This window comes from Paenibacillus sp. J22P90, from assembly GCF_059692195.1.
On sequence record NZ_JCAUAY010000009.1, the window covers coordinates 45,575 to 62,578 of the forward strand.

Sequence of the window (17,004 nt, forward strand, 5' to 3'; positions counted from 1 at the left end):
TAATTTCCGAGCAAACAAAAAAAGGAACCCAGCCAATGGGCTGGGTCTCCTGCTTTTTGGGGTGTTTCCGTGAGTTTTCTTTAGTGATCGAAAAGCTCCTTCAGCCTTGATTTATAAAGATTTTCGGGCTTTCCTCTTAATACGTTTATCTTGAATTACCCTCTAGTCTGATGCCTAGCAAAAGCTATCTATTTTGGTATACGGCCCCCGTCACTGTTGACGGATTGGCAGGAACTTCGATCTTCACTGGTTGCTCATCCTTATTGTCATTACCATATTGATAAGCCCTCCAAAGCATTGCCGCTGCTTGTGCTCTTGTCACAGGTTGTTGAGCCTTAAATGTCTCGTCAGGGAAACCTGATACAAGGTTATTTTCCACTGCCAATGCAACATAATCCTTGGCGTATTCAGATATACCATTGTAATCCTTAAACATAGCTTTTATGATGCTTTGATCGGCAAGTCTTGTTTTGTTATACCCCTTTAGCTTAACTATGGCAACAGCGATATCTTCTCGTAGTGCCGGCGCTTCAGGATCGTAAATTATCTTACCGTTAGGTAAGGAATATCCATTGAGATATTCCTTTGCGGATTCAATAAATGGTGTGTGCCAGTCAGATGGGTTTATGTTAGAAAATGATGTGGATGTAACCTTTGTTGGAGTAAGTCCCGCAGCGAGTACCATTATTTTAGCGAACTCTGCTCTTGTGACAATATTATCCGGTCTGAATTTACCATCTGGATAACCGCTTAGTACTTTACGTGTATTTAAATCTTTTATTGCTGAATATGCCCAATGTTGTGTATCCACGTCAGTGAACAAAGATAAAATTGATTGCTTATTATAGCTTGGATCAATATCACTCCCATATTGGGTAGGATTTAAAGGTTTTGATGAGTTAGTCGGTGGTTGAGGTTGATTTGTTGCTAAAGTAACAATATCCCCGATGTAGTAGGCTAATGGATTTTTACTACTATCATACAAGGTTACTACTGGATAATACCTACCACCTAATACAGGAACTCCACTTAAAAAACCTGTAGTCTCATTGTATAGACCAATTCCTTTATCTAAAGGAACAGTGTTTATGTCAGGAGGAGAAAATGTTGTTAGAACCGCAATATATACGAAATTTCGTATAGACTCAGGCAGCATACTTCTATTAACCATAGTTTGGTAACCAAATGGTGTGGGAGTTTGAGCTATTCCAGAATGCAATTCTACACCAAGTCGCGTAGGTGCCTCTGATTCTTGGGCACTTACTGAGTTAGAAATTAGTAGGATAAAACAAAGAATAAAAACGGTAAATCCCCTTACCTTTTGAAACATCCCCTTCACTCCTGCCATTAATTATTCTTCCGATAAACACTAAATGCATCCAAAGGCCTTAATAAATTTATCAATCATATTTTTCTATAAGACTTATGTACTAGATAGAAATATATATTTCGGCAATAGTTTTCCTTTTCCTTCCTTTACTAAAGTTTATTTAAAAAAGACAAAAAAAAAAGGAACCCAGCCAACGGGGCCGGGTTCTAAAAGTTTATATTAAAAAGGGGGTCTTGTTTATTATATTACCAAGTGAACATTATGGAACCATAACAGGAATATTTCATTTCTGTTACAAATTAGAAAACGCTTTATTTTCGAACTCGCGCTTTGCCATACCTTTTTATCACCAAATCAGTTGCACCTTTCACCCATCTGGCATATACTAAGTGTATCTTAATTAGAATAATTCTAAATAAGGAGGAGCCCTATGAGCATCGAGTATGACTATCACCATCTCCACCACGTGAAAGTACAAAGTAAGTCAAGAAGAACCCTTTGGGTCACCCTCATATTAACTGCATTTTTCACGATTGTTGAAATTGTCGGTGGGGTGCTCTCGAATTCCCTTGCTCTTTTATCCGATTCTGCCCATATGATTTCAGATGTCTTTGCACTAGGTCTGAGCATGGTTGCTATACAGCTTGCTACCCGCCAACCCAATGCCCGTTTCACGTTTGGATTCCTGCGCTTCGAGATTGTCGCTTCCTTTCTAAACGGATTAGCGCTTTGTATTATTGCACTCGGCATTTTTATTGAAGGGATCCAGCGTGTCATTCATCCGCAACCGATACAACTGGGGCTCATGCTGGGGATTGCTTCGATCGGATTTGTTGTAAACCTCGTGCTCACGTTAGTGCTTCACAACAGTGTCAAAGAGGAAGACAATCTCAATGTGCAAAGTGCGCTCTGGCATTTTTTTGGCGACTTGCTCAGCTCGGTAGGCGTCATTATTTCATCGATTATCATATACTACTCCGGTCTGCTCTGGTTCGATCCGCTGATTTCCATGGTGATTGGGGGCATTATTTTTACAGGTGGCAGCAAAATCATTCGAGAATCCTTCATGATCCTGATGGAGTCCGTCCCCGAAAAGTTTAATCTAGACGAAATCCGCTCTGTGATCGCGAAGGTAGAAGGTGTTGAAGATGTGCATGAAATGCATCTTTGGGCGGTGTCGACCGACCACTATTCATTAACTGCGCACGTGTTTATTAGCCCTAACATTCAGCCCTTCTGTGTGATCCTCGCCATTAATGAGACATTGAAAAGCAAGTACGGCATCGAGCATGCTACGATTCAAATCGAGCACGCTGGTATTAATCCTCATGGAACGTATGGGAAGGACTTTCTGCGACAGCAAAAGCAATCGAAACAACTAGCCCCTCCGGCTCCTGAGCCTTTCTCCAAATAAAAACGGTTGATCACTTCTCTCCCAAGTGATCAACCGTTTTTATTCATTCTGCGTCGATTTCCGCACAACCATTTCCATATCGATGAGCAGCTCGTGCCCCTTCATCTCAGCCAAATACGAATCGAGTAGCTGCGCGCTCTCCTCATCCAGCTCCTCGCCCATCTGCCGCATCAGAAATGCCGCAACCAAACTCGTTTGCAGCTCGACGGGCATCTCGAAGCTCGTGATGGAAGGAAAGCTCGCTTTGGCAAAATGCTCATTATCCATACCAATGAGCTGCACTTCCTCCGGAACGCGTATACCTCGCTCATGACACTCGGCAATTAGTTCCAATGCTAACGCATCATTGAACGTGTAAATGCCGATAGGCCGCAAGTTACCGCTCAGCCGCAGCGCCTCATCCAACGTGCCAGCTACGCCCAGCTCTCCTGCATCCAAAAGCGCATGCACCGTCGACTCCGTCTTCTCGCCTAGCCCCGTTAGAAAACCTTCAATCCGCTGCTCATTCGCGCCCATCCCTTTACGTCTGCCTGCATAGAAGACGGCGCGGCAACCATGCGAAAGAAAATACTGCACGGCCAGGCTCGACGCCTTAGCAAAATCTAAATTCACAGCCAGCTTCGTAATCTCATTCGGCCAGCCCCAGCCGTTAAATATAACGAGCGGCGTCCCTTCCCCCACCAATTGCTGTGTGGAATGCATACTGATCGCCAAACCATGGGAAACCAATCCGTCCACCCGTCGCTGCAATAGATGCTCTATATGCCGTGTCTCGACCTCAGGATCCATTCCTGCTGCTGAAAACACAGATAAATGATAACCATAGCTGTGAAACCTCTGCTCCAGCTTTTCAGCAAATCTGCCATAATACCCGCCAAAATGCGGAAGTAGTAACCCCAACTCATTCGATCGCCGTCGACTTAAATTCGTTGCGCTGACATTCCGCCGGTATCCTAGCCGTTTGACAGCTTCATCTACTTTACGTATGGTTTCCGGCGACATCGGAACCTTTCTACGATTAATCACATTCGACACCGTCGCAATGGATACGCCTGCCTCAGAGGCAACATCGACGATGGTAGCTTGTTTGTTTTTTTTCATCCTATGCCCTCATTCTTGAAACGCTTAAACTCATTGTAGCTAGAAGGAAATGGCTCGTCAAATGCACGAAAAAAGCACCACCAGCAGATCACTCCGCTAATGGTGCCGTTATTGCCCTTACTCGTCGTGATGCCCGATCAACGAAATAATTTGCTTCTTCAGCTTCACGAAAGCTTCCGAATCCTTCACATCCTCTACCTGCCGCAGCCCGCGCGGTATGACGATTTCACTGCGGATCGTGCCAGGATGCGCCTGCATGACATACACCCGCTGCGATAAGAAGATCGCTTCTTCAATATCATGCGTGATGAAGACGACCGTCGTCTTCTCTTTCTCCCAAATGCGCAGCAGCAGCTCCTGCATCGAATTCTTCGTTTGCGGATCCAGCGCACCGAACGGTTCATCCATCAGCAGCACATCCGGATTATTCGCCAAGGCACGCGCGATCGCAACCCGCTGCTTCATCCCGCCGGAAAGCTCCTTTGGCAGCGACTTAGCAAATTTCTGCAAACCGACCATCTCCATGAAATGATCGGATATCGCTCTCTTTTCAAACAGAGGAACCCCCTTCAGTGTCAAGCCGAATTCGATGTTCTCTCGCACAGATAGCCATGGGAACAACGTATAGCTTTGAAAAACCATTCCCCTGTCAGCACCAGGCCCTTCAATTTCATGACCGTTGATACTTAAATCTCCCATCGTCAATGGCTCCAAGCCAGCAATGATGCGTAACAAGGAAGATTTCCCGCAGCCTGATGGACCGACAAAGCTTACGAACTCATGAGCATCCACATGAAACGAAACGCGATCCAACGCCACGAACTGTGATTTCTTCGTACTGTATACCTTTGATACATCGACAGCATCGATTTTCCTTACATGAGCACTTTTCTCCTCAGAAGGCGCGCTTTTATAATCCAAGTTCAATGCTTCCATGCTTAACGCCCTCCTTCCAACCATGGGAAAAATCGCTTATGACAATAGGCAAATGTACGATCCGTCAACAAACCTAGCAAACCTATAGCAATAATACCTACAAAAATTTGATCCGTATTTAGGAAGCGCTGCGCCTTCATAATGGAGAACCCGAGGCCGCTGCTTGCCGCAACCAACTCTGCAACAACCAAATACGTCCATGCCCACCCAATGATTAAGCGCAGTGTATTCATCAAATCCGGTAGAAGCGCGGGAATCAGCACCTTTTCGATCACTTGCCACCGTTTCGCACCAAGCGTGTATGAGGTTTGCAGTAGATCGTTGGACACCGACCGTGTATTGTCTGCAACCATCAGCATCAGCTGGAAGAAGCATCCTAAGAAGATAACAAGTACCTTTGCCCATTCGCCAATTCCCGCCCACACCATGATTAAAGGAATGAACGCTGTCGCAGGCATATAGCGAATAAATTCTGCCGCCGGCACAACCAGCGCTTCTGCAAATCGGTACGTACCTGCCATAATCCCAAGTGGAATCCCGATTAAACAAGCGAGCAAGAATCCGCCTCCGACCCGGAAAATACTGATCCCAACATGATCCCAGAACACGGGGTTCTGTAATTGAATCCCGAACTGCCTCAGCACTTGATCCGGTGTAGGGAGAAAGGTCCGATTTACGAACTCGCCGTAGCTCATTACGCTCCAGAACAACAACGCGATCGCAACGATAAGCACGACGCCAGACATATAGGTTTTACGGCTAATTTCACCGCGTATCGCGAATAATGATGACTTGCGCCTTTTTTTCATCAGCATTTCCATCTGCAGTCCCCCTGTTCAGCCTTTACTTCTTACGCTCTTTCATGACCTCTTCCACAAAATGGCCATCCAAGAAGGTTTCCGCTTTTGGTATCGTCGACAGCATATCTAAGCCTTTTAAAAACTCGGCTGTTTTCCCGGAAGTAAAGGCCAGCGATTCGTAAGAATCCGCTTTTGCAAAAGCTTTGATGTTATCCTCCAGTTGGAAAATCTTCACGCTGTCCACGCCAGCTTTGTATTCTTCGAGCGGTGTATCCGCCGCTTTAGCCATAATTTTCAAAGATTCCTCCGGATTCGCTTTCCAGTAGTCCAAAGCATCGAACCATGCGTTAATGATTTTTTTCACATCGTCTGGACGATTCTTCGTAATTTCCTCTTTAAACACGAGCAAGTCTGGAATCAATCCCGGTGTATCCTTGGAGGAGAATAATAGCTTTCCTTTCCCCTCTTGAATCGCTTTGCTTAGGAAAGGCTCCCACAGTACCGCAGCATCCAGGTTTCCTGAGATGAACGCCGGCCCCGCATCATTCACTGTCATATTCGTATAGGATACATCTTTTTCGGCTAACCCTGCTTTTTCAAGCGCCGTCAGCATGAGCAGATGATCGACCGTCCCAAGCTCAGTTGCTACTTTTTTGCCTTTCAAGTCTTTCAACGAATTTATACTTGGCTTCACGACAACGCCGTCGCCGCCATTGGAATTATCGTTAACCAGCACAGCTTTCAGCTTGATGCCTTTACTTGCCGGAGCCAGCGTATCGCTTAGCGTCTGACTGTTCGCATCCACTTTCCCTGAAGCAAGTGCGGATAGAGAGTCACTGTATACGGGGAACCAAACCAGGTCCACGTTCACACCATTTTTCTCGAAGAAACCCTTCTCCTTCACCAAATACCATACGAACCAACCTGGCCATGGACTTAACGCCAACTTGATCGGCTCATTGCTGCCTCCCGCTTTCGTGCTTGCCTCTTTACTGCCACACCCGCTGATAACTGTAAAAGTTAATAATAGCGCCAACATCAGAAATATTGTTTTTTGTCTCATTCCCCGAACTCCCTCTCTGATTAAAATGATAAGGAAAAAGCCCGGAATGATATCATATCCTGATATCCTCCCGGGCTTTTATCCCTCCGTGTGCACGATGAAGCTCATCGTGTGTCTTCTCTTGGACCTGACCAACAGCCTTCATTCTGTTGCGGAACCCTAGAAAACAAGTTTGCTATGCAGTTGTTAACTTCGTTGTCTTACTTTTGTCTATATCATACTTAGATTGTTCAACCATGTCAATATACTTAACACAAATAAATATTATGTTGTCAAAAAGGTCAAATACGTAATATTATATAACATATAAACAAGCGAAAACGGAGGTGTCGTAATGTATTCGATTCATTTCCACATTCACATGTTAGATAAGAAGCACATTCGACCAGCCGCGACGACAGAACAAAACGAAGTATCTTCACCACTTGATGAGCATCTCCTTACATCCCAGCTTTCTTCCCAGCACCCTCACTTGCTTTCCCCTATAAATGAACACGACGCCTATGAACCAAACCACTACCCCGCAGCCCACTAACCTCCAAGCATGCTGTAGTTAACCTGAGTCTCTGACTCAGGTCTTTTTCTTTTGCGCACTAGAAAAAAACACAAAAAAAATCCTAGCACCCACAAAGGGTACTAGGATTTCTATTACGTCAGCGTTACTTACACGCCTAACCATTTTTTGAACAGGTGCTTCGTCGTGTCCGCATTCAATGCTGCGATTGACGTCGTAAGCGGAATACCTTTCGGACAGGAGCGTACGCAGTTCTGCGAGTTACCGCAGCCTTCGATACCGCCATCTGTCATCAGCGTATCCAAACGCTCGTCTTTGTTCATCTCACCTGTTGGGTGAGCGTTGAATAGACGAACTTGGGACAATGCGGAAGGCCCGATAAACGAGTTTTTGTCGTTTACGTTCGGACAAGCTTCCAAACAAACGCCGCAAGTCATACATTTGGACAACTCATAAGCCCATTGACGCTTCGACTCGGCCATACGAGGTCCAGGACCAAGATCATACGTTCCGTCGATTGGAACCCATGCTTTAACCTTTTTCAACGCGTTGAACATGCGTCCACGATCGATTACAAGGTCACGCATAACCGGGAATGTGCTCATTGGTGCTACACGAATCGGCTGCTCTAGCTTATCTACAAGTGCAGAACAAGCTTGACGCGGCTTCCCGTTAATGACCATCGAACAAGCGCCGCAAACTTCTTCCAGACAGTTGGATTCCCAACATACAGGAGTTGTTTTGTCGCCTTTCGCATTCTTCGGGTTACGTTGAACTTCCATCAAACCGCTGATCACGTTCATGTTGGCGCGGTATGGGATTTCAAATTCCTCTGTATACGGTTTAGAATCCGGACTCTCTTGACGAGTCACGATAAACTTCACGGTTTTCGTTGCGCTCAGTGTCTCGGCCATGATCAGGATCCCTCCTTTTTCTTCTCCGTGGAGTAGTCACGTTTACGAGGTTTAATCAACGATACATCAATTTCATCATACGAAATCTTAGGACCATCTGGCGTCCAGTCTGCGATTGTCGTTTTCATGAAGTTGTCATCGTCACGTTCTGGGAATTCTGGCTTGTAGTGCGCGCCACGACTCTCATCACGCATCAAGGCACCAACCGTCATCGCTTCAGCAAGCTCGAACATGTTCCACAGCTGACGTGTGAACGCAACACCTTGGTTGTTCCAACGCGCAGTATCTGTGATGTTGATGTTGTTGTAACGCTCTTTCAAGTCTTTGATCTTGCCAATCGTTTCAGTCAAACGATCGTTGTAACGAACAACCGTCATGTTAGCGTTCATCATGTCGCCAAGCTCTTTATGAAGCACGTACGCATTCTCCGTACCGTTGTTCATTTTGAGCAAGCTCTCATAACGATCTGTATGACGTTTCTTCTCACGATCATAGATGATGGATGAGATATCATCCGCATGCTTAGTCAAACCGCGAATGTACTCAACCGCTTTAGGACCGGAAACCATCCCGTCATAGATCGCGGAAACGAGGGAGTTCGCGCCCAAACGGTTTGCACCGTGATGCTGATACTCACACTCACCTGCTGCAAATAGACCAGGGATGTTCGTCATCATGTTATAGTCAACCCACATGCCGCCCATCGAATAGTGAACCGCAGGGAAAATCTTCATTGGAATTTTACGCGGGTCGTCGCCCATGAATTTCTCGTAAATTTCCATAATCCCGCCCAGCTTAATATCAAGCTCTTTCGGGTCTTTATGAGAAAGATCCAAGTAAACCATGTTCTCGCCGTTAATACCAAGCTTCTGATCGATACACACGGAGAAAATCTCACGCGTAGCGATATCACGAGGTACAAGGTTACCGTAGGCTGGGTATTTCTCTTCAAGGAAGTACCAAGGCTTACCGTCTTTGTAAGTCCAAATACGTCCGCCCTCACCACGAGCAGATTCGGACATCAAGCGCAGCTTGTCGTCTCCAGGAATCGCTGTCGGGTGAATTTGAATCATTTCACCATTAGCATATTTAACACCTTGCTGATAAACCGCACTCGCTGCTGTACCTGTGTTAATAACGGAATTCGTTGTTTTGCCGAAAATGATACCAGGACCACCTGTTGCCAAGATAACCGCATCAGACGGGAACGTTTGAATTTCCATGCTGCGCAAATCTTGTGCTGCGATACCACGGCATACGCCTTCGTCATCCAGAACCGAACCAAGGAATTCCCAGTGCTCGAATTTCGTTACGAGACCAGCTGTTTCCCAACGACGTACTTGCTCATCCAACGCGTACAACAATTGTTGGCCCGTGGTAGCACCAGCAAACGCTGTACGGTGATATTTCGTACCACCGAAACGACGGAAATCAAGCAAACCTTCTGGTGTACGGTTAAACATAACGCCCATACGGTCCATCAAGTGAATGATCCCTGGAGCCGCGTCACATAATGCTTTAACTGGAGGTTGATTCGCTAAGAAATCTCCCCCGTAAACTGTATCGTCAAAGTGCTCCCACGTGGAGTCACCTTCACCCTTCGTATTCACCGCACCGTTAATGCCGCCTTGCGCACATACGGAGTGGGAACGTTTCACAGGAACCAAGGAGAACAATTGCACGTGTACTCCAGCTTCTGCTGCTTTAATTGTCGCCATGAGTCCCGCAAGGCCTCCGCCGACGACGATGATTTTTGAATTAGCCACTTCTGTTCACCCTCCCTTAATGCCCCGTATGCGCTTCTACTGGAACTGAAAACTCTGTACCTGTAAAAGCAGTTAACGACATAATAAACATCACTGTCATTAGTACGAATAAGCCCATTGTAATAATTGTCGAAAAGCGTTGTGCACGTGGACCAATTGTAATACCCCAGCTTACTAGGAATGACCACAAACCGTTACAGAAATGGAACGTTGCGGAAATAATCCCTACTAGGTACAAGATAAATACAACAGGATTCGTTGCAATATCATGCATAGTATTGCCTAGAGCTTCATGCGCCACGTTGCCTAAGGCAACCTGAATGCGGGTCTCGAATAGATGCCATGCAATGAACAAGAAAGTAAGTACCCCTGTCACACGTTGCAGCATAAACATCGTATTACGGAAATACCCGTAGCTTGATACGTTATTACGTGATTGGTAAGCTACATAAAGTCCATAAACGGCATGGTAAAGAAGTGGAAGCCAGATCCCCACGATTTCCAATAACAATCGTAACGGCAAATCGTTCAACCAGTTAATTTGATCCAGAAAGGCTTCAGGTCCTTTGGTAGCTTCATAGTTAGTGAGCAAATGCTCAATAAGGAAGAAGCCCACCGGAATGACACCTAGTAGCGAGTGGATCTTTCGAAAGTAATACGAATTACTCATAATGTAACCAATTCCCCCCTCAACAAAATTCAATTCCTATGAACATCCGACATGCTTTGACAAAACAAGCCACATATCATTGTACTCTCGCCGCAAACGAGCGTCAACCCATAATCATCCACGCCTATTTTGCCAATTCAATCAATGATTATACACGAAGGTTCACGAAATATAGCTAATTTGTGACATGTACATCGTACCTCTTTCACGCTTATAATGGAAGTGCCGTTTTTTTATATCTACTTATAACTATTTCACATATAGAGGGCAGGTAAACGTATGGAGCTTTTAGAAGTATTCGCCATCGTCGTCGAACAAGTCAGCCTGAATAAAGCTTCGCAATTGTTAAACATTTCACAGCCTGCACTATCGCGTAAAATAATGAAGTTGGAAGATGAGCTGGGTGTGGAGCTTTTTATCCGGAAAGGGAAAAGATTGGAGTTAACCAAAGCGGGGCAAATTTGTTATGATCACGCCTTAGAAAAGCGTCATCTGGAACGAAAGTTTAAGCAAGCTATTCATAGCTATAAAGCCGCGGGCAGCCCTTCGTCGCTCACGATCGGAGCTTCCCTTACCACGCTTCAAGCTACGCTGCCTGATCTAGTCACGGATTACTTGCAGGAATATCCTCTAACGGATATCAAACTTCTAACCGGCAAAACACATGAGATTGTATCCATGGTCAAGGACAATAAAGTGGATATCGGCATCGTAGCCTCACAAATTAATGCGACTAGCCTTCACTGTGAGCCTTTATTCGATGATCATCTTTGTTTGGTGCTCCCATCGGGGCATCCGTTTATCGATCGAGGGGAAATTACGATGAAGGATTTGGATGAACTACCCATGATTCTGTTCTCAAAGGGGACATGGTATCGCATTCTAATGGACGAGTTATTCAACCGCTACACGATTTTCCCTAATGTTCAAATGGAGATCGATTCCTTCGAAGCGATCATTCGGCTCGTTTCTACCTGCAAGACAGCGACTCTTTTACCTAAATCGTATTTGCGTGAAGATTTAATTCAGAATAATGAATTAGTTCTAAGACAACTCCATGAATTGGAACAAACGAAACGAACGACCTCACTCATCTACTCCGATCACTCAGCTGACAATACCGAATCCATGAAGTTCGTCGCCCAAGCGATCAAATACTTCGCCAAACACCGATAGCGCCAACTCAATTACATGCGCACGAATTTATAGCCAACCCCCCAAACGGTTCGAATCCATTTCGGCTCTTTGGGGTTATCCTCAATCTTTTTACGCAAATTTGCAATATGTACATCGATGGCTCGGTCTGTTACAAAGGAATCGAAACCGCGAACGGTTTGCAATAAATCTTCGCGACTATACACGCGGCCGGGATTGTTGATAAAGCATTTCATAATCTCGAACTCCGAATAGGTCGTCTCCACGATCTCGCCATAAACGCTCATTGATCGCGTATTCTGATTCAGCGTTATCTTGTCCCGCTTGTCCATGACAGTCGTATTGCTAGTCACCTTCGTCATACTTTCAGCTTCAGCGACTTGTTGTCTAGACTGTTGCTGCTCTGGCTGCTGACTCCTTGCTTGATACATCTGTGCCCGGCGAATCAGCGCATGGGATCTTGCAATCAATTCGTGCATGCTAAATGGCTTGCACATGAAATCATCAGCGCCCGCTCCCAGGGCATTGACGCGCTCAACGATTTTATTTTTCATCGAGACAATCATGATAGGCACACTAGAGGTTTCACGAACATGACGACAAACCGTCAATCCATCCATATCGGGAAGCACCCAATCTAATAAAATAAGATCCGGTTGAAAGTGCGCAATAGCCGCAATCCCCCCGCTTCCATTCTCCTCACGAATAACGTGAAATCCCTCTTCCTTCAAATACATCGTGACCATATCACCGATCATCGCATCATCTTCGATCATAAGTACCTTGTACATGCTGCGTCCACCTTCATTAAAAATTCGCTCGTTGCAGAACATGGAGTCTGTTGCGATCAACCGATAACTTGACTTTCAAATTCATCTATTTGGGCATTGGTACCGATGATCACCATAATATCGTTCTCATTCACAACGTCATTGGCATGCGGAGCAATGATAATGCCAGACTGCTTATTAATCGCCACAACACTGCAGCCATATTTGGCTCGCGGATCCAACTGCTGAATTGTGTAGCCGCACAAGCGTTTCGGAACCGAAAGCTCGACAATCGTATAGTCTTTAGAAATTTCAATATAATCCAACAAATTAGGGGTTACAAGCTGGTGAGCCACACGAATTCCCATATCTCGCTCCGGATACACGACCCGATCCACACCTAATTTGGTCAAAACCTTTCCATGCAGCTCCGATAACGCTTTGGCAACGACCTTATTCACGCCTAAATCTTTCATCACGATAGCCGTCAAAATGCTAGATTGGATATCGTCCCCAATGGCGATAACCGCGCAATCAAAATTCCGAACACCCAATGATTTCAACACATCTTCATCCGTAGCATCTGCGACAACCGCATGGGTCAACTGATCGCTCATTTCATTGACAACTTCCTCGTCCATGTCAATGCCGAGCACTTCATGACCTAGCTTCATGAGCTCCTTGGAAAGGCTTGACCCAAATCGCCCAAGTCCTACTACCACGTATTGATTTTTCTTCATCTTACTTAACCCCTATCCAATCGTAATTTTCCCCTCAGTGTTTCTAATCATTCTTGATCCTGCATACAATACCATTACCCAAACCTGTCCTGTCGCTAAATATTCAGATTATTCCCTAATTCCGAGTCCTACCGAATAGCGTTCCCCGTACATTTCTACACATTCCGACAAAAAGCAATTGATAGGTATTATATAATTGTTTCCGAAAGTTTGCCAGTTCATTGGTTTTCTTTTTAAACTATGTTAAGTTAGGAAATGGCAAAGAATCGCGAATTCAGAAGGGAATGGACTATGCTAAGGCTGAAATTTAATCGTTTTCTCCTCCTCTTGGCTTGTATCGGTTTACTCCTTTATTTGGGCATTTCGATGTTGTACGGGCTGCGCGATGAGGAACCGCAAGCATCGGACTTACCCACGATTACAAAGCAGCAAGCCGCTGAAAGTGCGGCATCATTCATAAAAGAGCGTTACGAGCTGCGCAATCCGCAAACATATGTTGTCTATCAGTCTAAAAAGGACCGAAACGGTTATTTGCAAAAGGAGCACTTGATAGAAGCTTATACGAAGCAATATGGGGAACGGTTTCCCATCGACTATTACCAAGTTACGGTCAAAGATGCCGCATCGAAACGTCAATTTGAAGTCGATGTGAATTACACGAACGCACATGTTTTTGGATGGCATGAAAATCTGGCCTTCAACAGCACGAGACAGTCCACTCCCATAAGTCTGACAAAAGCAGATACACTGGCGAAAGTAGAGCTTCGTCAGATGGGCTTTGATCCAGAGGACTTCACGCAAGTGGTGCCGACAAGTGATGAATCTGCAGAAGAACAAACGACACTTCATTATGAAAAACGCACGAATCCGATTGGTGAGGCTAAGCTTCGCGTTCGAGTCAATTTCGATGAAGCGAAACTTACTGGCTTTAATGTTGGTTTCCAGCTTCCTACCTCACATCTAGATTGGCTGACTAAACAAGACGAATCCGCTTCACTTATGACTTGGATTTCCATGGGCTTCTCGCTGTTGATGACGATAGCTGCAATTGTTTTTGCTATTATATATCGGAAACATATGAAATTTAGTAGAGGTCTATTTTTAACTACAATCTTCTTAGTGATTTATATAACGAATAATGTGAATATGTATCCTGCTTTTCGAGCTATGAGCGGGGATACGAATAGTGATTGGGCCATCTGGTTCACGATTGTTTTTATGAGTACCATCACTGTCCTTTTAGGCATTTCGCTTTATCTCTCTTTGGTCGCAGGCGTTGGACTTTGGAACGCCATCGGTCAACGCAAATGGCCATCTTGGAAAGAAGATAGGTTTGGCAGCGATGTGTATGACGGCATGGGACGCGGTTATTTGCTGGCGCTATTCATCCTAGGTATCCAACAAGTCTTATTTTACGCTGGTGAAGTGAAATTCGATGTGTGGTCCGTCAACGATCCTTCGGATTCTGTCCTGAACATGCTGGAACCTAAATTGTTCCCGCTCATGGCATGGGTTGCGGCGATCTCGGAAGAGGCGACCTTTCGATTGCTAGGCATTATCCTTTTTAAAAAGCTGTTCCGAAATAACTTCATTGCCATCTTACTGCCGAGTATCATCTGGGCGGCCAGCCACACCCAATATCCGATCTATCCGGTATACACGCGACTCATCGAGGTCACGATCATCGGCATCATTCTTGGTTATGTCTTCCTGAAATATGGATTCATCACCGCCATATTTGTCCATGCGAGTATGGACAGCATCTTAATGGGACTGTCGCTCTTCTCCTTGGGGCACATCGGCGATATTCTCACCGGCATTCTGTACCTCCTGCTGCCAGGACTGGTTGGTCTTGGATTAGCTTGGCTGCATGGAAAAAGGCGAAAGCCCCCTATTCCTGGGGAGCCGCCGCCTCGCCTTGAAGTGCTCTGATAATGTCGTTTGCTAATTTCTCACCAATACCCAGAGGCTTGAAGTCCGCGACTTCGGCCTCTTTTATTTTGCGCACCGAGCCAAAATGCTTCAGCAACGCTTTGCGGCGTTTCTCACCGACGCCCGGAATGGCGTCGAGCTGCGAAACGACCATCGATTTCGCCCGCGTTTCCCGATGAAACGTGATTGCGAAGCGATGGACTTCGTCTTGTATCCGCTGCAGCAAGTAGAATTCCTGGCTGTCACGCGGCAGCGGAACAATTTCGGCAGGATCGCCGATCATCAGCTGCGCTGTTTTATGTTTGGCATCCTTCACAAGTCCGCAAATCGGAATATATAAGCCTAATTCATTCTCAAGCACATCGATCGCGGCCGATATTTGCCCTTTTCCTCCGTCGACCACGATTAAATCCGGCATCGTGAGATTGTCCTTCAACACACGTTCGTACCTGCGCCGAATCACTTCTCGCATCGTTTCGTAATCATCTGGCCCAACGACCGTTTTCACCTTATATTTCCGGTATTCCTTGCGATCAGGCTTACCATCCACGAAAACAACCATGGCCGATACGGGATTCGTCCCTTGAATGTTTGAGTTATCGAACGCCTCAATTCGGCGAATCGTACCGATGCCAAGCCACTCGCCGAGGTTCTCGACCGCCTTCGTTGTACGGCGCTCATCCCGCTCGACTAGCTGGAATTTCTCATTCAGTGCGTTCACAGCGTTGTCTCTAGCCATGTCAACCATTTGCTTCTTCAAGCCGCGCTGCGGCATATGCACCTTGACCTTGAGCCATGACTCCAAGGCTTCACGGATTTCTTTCTCGTCACCCTCGTTGCGTCTAACCACTTCTTCCGTTGGATCTTGCTGCGCCTCCGGCTCGGGCATCGTAGGTAAGAAAATCTCCTTCGGCAACGCAGGATTGTCACTGTACACCTGCGTCACGTACGTCATGAAATCGTTATACTCATCGCCGTAGTAAGGGAAGAGCGAGACATGCCGCTCGATCAGCTTGCCTTGCCGCATGTATTGGATATGCACCGCCATCCAGCCTTTGTCGACGGCATAGCCGAACACATCGCGATCAAGCGCATCCGCCGTCGTGATCTTCTGCTTCTCCATGAGCGCGTCGATGCTCATGATATGATCGCGCAACTCCTTCGCGCGCTCGAAGTTCAGTTCCTCTGCTGCCGCCAACATCTTGGTCGTCAGCTCTTCTTTGATGACGTCGTGTCCCCCGTTCAGGAAACGACTGATCTCTTGCACCATCCGCTCGTTCGTCTCCGCGGATACTTCCAGAGCGCAGGGCGCAAGACATTGCCCCATGTGATAGTATAGGCACACTTTATCGGGCATGGTCTTGCACTTGCGCAGCGGATACAACCGGTCCAGCAGCTTCTTCGTCTGCTGCGCCGCAAAAGCATTCGGATAAGGGCCGAAGTATTTCCCCTTATCCTTGTACACCCGCCGCGTGACTTCCAGACGCGGCTGCGCTTCGTGTGTAATTTTGATATAAGGAAAAGTCTTATCATCCTTGAGAAGCACGTTATACCGCGGGTGATGCTGCTTAATCAGATTACACTCGAGGATGAGTGCCTCCATATTAGACGAGGTGATTATATATTCAAAGTCGCGAATTTCGCTGACTAGCTTTTGCGTTTTGGCACTGTGACTCCCTGTGAAATAGGAGCGCACACGATTTTTCAATACTTTTGCCTTGCCGACATAAATAATGGTGCCTTGATGGTTCTTCATAATATAACAGCCCGGCTTATCCGGGAGTAAAGATAGCTTATGCCTGATCATTTCCAGGCTCTGTTCGCGGACGTCTGCGTCCTCATGCTCAAAGTCAGTCATTCTTTATATCCCCTTCCAGAACCAATCCTCGCGAATGAAAA

14 protein-coding genes and 1 riboswitch are annotated in these 17,004 nt (G+C 46.0%); of the genes, 3 read left to right on the forward strand and 11 right to left on the reverse strand.

All coding sequences use genetic code 11. The annotated features are described in order from the left end of the window. Positions 1–184: 184 nt before the first annotated feature. Complete coding sequence (locus tag AC58UX_RS25580) at positions 185–1,330, reverse strand: S-layer homology domain-containing protein (RefSeq protein ID WP_497257987.1); 1,146 nt, start codon at positions 1,328–1,330, stop codon at positions 185–187. 430 nt (positions 1,331–1,760) lie between these two features. On the opposite strand from AC58UX_RS25580, the gene AC58UX_RS25585 reads away from it, so the two are divergent. Continuing rightward, complete coding sequence (locus AC58UX_RS25585; RefSeq protein ID WP_497257989.1) at positions 1,761–2,744, forward strand: cation diffusion facilitator family transporter; 984 nt, start codon at positions 1,761–1,763, stop codon at positions 2,742–2,744. A gap of 39 nt (positions 2,745–2,783) precedes the next feature. On the opposite strand, the gene AC58UX_RS25590 is transcribed toward AC58UX_RS25585, so the two are convergent. The 7 genes from AC58UX_RS25590 to AC58UX_RS25620 form a co-directional block, all read right to left on the reverse strand. Beyond that, entirely contained in the window at positions 2,784–3,845 is a 1,062-nt protein-coding gene (locus AC58UX_RS25590; protein ID WP_497257991.1) for a LacI family DNA-binding transcriptional regulator, read from the reverse strand. Between the two features lie 117 nt (positions 3,846–3,962). Continuing rightward, positions 3,963–4,781: an ABC transporter ATP-binding protein gene (locus AC58UX_RS25595; protein ID WP_497257993.1), complete on the reverse strand. Its 819-nt coding sequence runs from the start codon at positions 4,779–4,781 to the stop codon at positions 3,963–3,965. Positions 4,782–4,783: 2 nt separating this feature from the next. Then, positions 4,784–5,602 (reverse strand): ABC transporter permease, encoded by an 819-nt coding sequence (locus AC58UX_RS25600; RefSeq protein ID WP_497257995.1) that lies wholly within the window; start codon positions 5,600–5,602, stop codon positions 4,784–4,786. 22 nt (positions 5,603–5,624) lie between these two features. Continuing rightward, on the reverse strand, positions 5,625–6,644 hold the full coding sequence (locus AC58UX_RS25605) for an ABC transporter substrate-binding protein (RefSeq protein ID WP_497257997.1): 1,020 nt from the start codon (positions 6,642–6,644) through the stop codon (positions 5,625–5,627). 65 nt (positions 6,645–6,709) lie between these two features. Next, a riboswitch (guanidine-I (ykkC/yxkD leader) is annotated at positions 6,710–6,818 on the reverse strand. Positions 6,819–7,307: 489 nt separating this feature from the next. Then, positions 7,308–8,072, reverse strand: coding sequence for a succinate dehydrogenase iron-sulfur subunit (gene sdhB / locus AC58UX_RS25610; protein ID WP_497257999.1), 765 nt, complete (start codon positions 8,070–8,072; stop codon positions 7,308–7,310). A 2-nt stretch (positions 8,073–8,074) separates the two neighbouring features. Continuing rightward, the gene (gene sdhA / locus AC58UX_RS25615) at positions 8,075–9,838 is read right to left on the reverse strand and encodes a succinate dehydrogenase flavoprotein subunit (protein WP_497258001.1); all 1,764 of its coding nucleotides are present in this window, start codon (positions 9,836–9,838) and stop codon (positions 8,075–8,077) included. A 16-nt stretch (positions 9,839–9,854) separates the two neighbouring features. Continuing rightward, positions 9,855–10,511 carry a succinate dehydrogenase cytochrome b558 subunit gene (locus tag AC58UX_RS25620; RefSeq protein WP_497258324.1) on the reverse strand — a complete coding sequence of 219 codons (657 nt, stop codon included), beginning with the start codon at positions 10,509–10,511 and terminating at the stop codon, positions 9,855–9,857. A 276-nt stretch (positions 10,512–10,787) separates the two neighbouring features. Between AC58UX_RS25620 and AC58UX_RS25625 the strand changes: the two genes are divergently transcribed. Beyond that, positions 10,788–11,684 (forward strand): LysR family transcriptional regulator, encoded by an 897-nt coding sequence (locus AC58UX_RS25625; RefSeq protein ID WP_497258003.1) that lies wholly within the window; start codon positions 10,788–10,790, stop codon positions 11,682–11,684. Positions 11,685–11,695: 11 nt separating this feature from the next. Here AC58UX_RS25625 and AC58UX_RS25630 read toward each other — a convergent pair whose 3' ends face one another. Together AC58UX_RS25630 and AC58UX_RS25635 are read right to left on the reverse strand one after the other, a co-directional pair. Continuing rightward, positions 11,696–12,454: a response regulator transcription factor gene (locus AC58UX_RS25630; protein WP_497258005.1), complete on the reverse strand. Its 759-nt coding sequence runs from the start codon at positions 12,452–12,454 to the stop codon at positions 11,696–11,698. 56 nt (positions 12,455–12,510) lie between these two features. Next, entirely contained in the window at positions 12,511–13,173 is a 663-nt protein-coding gene (locus AC58UX_RS25635; protein WP_497258007.1) for a potassium channel family protein, read from the reverse strand. Positions 13,174–13,464: 291 nt separating this feature from the next. Here AC58UX_RS25635 and AC58UX_RS25640 point away from each other — a divergent pair, with 291 nt between their 5' ends. Then, complete coding sequence (locus AC58UX_RS25640) at positions 13,465–15,105, forward strand: CPBP family intramembrane glutamic endopeptidase (RefSeq protein WP_497258009.1); 1,641 nt, start codon at positions 13,465–13,467, stop codon at positions 15,103–15,105. Here AC58UX_RS25640 and uvrC read toward each other — a convergent pair. Next, positions 15,065–16,963, reverse strand: a complete 1,899-nt coding sequence (gene uvrC, locus AC58UX_RS25645) for an excinuclease ABC subunit UvrC (RefSeq protein ID WP_497258011.1) — start codon at positions 16,961–16,963, stop codon at positions 15,065–15,067. The genes AC58UX_RS25640 and uvrC overlap by 41 nt on opposite strands. Positions 16,964–17,004: the final 41 nt, after the last annotated feature.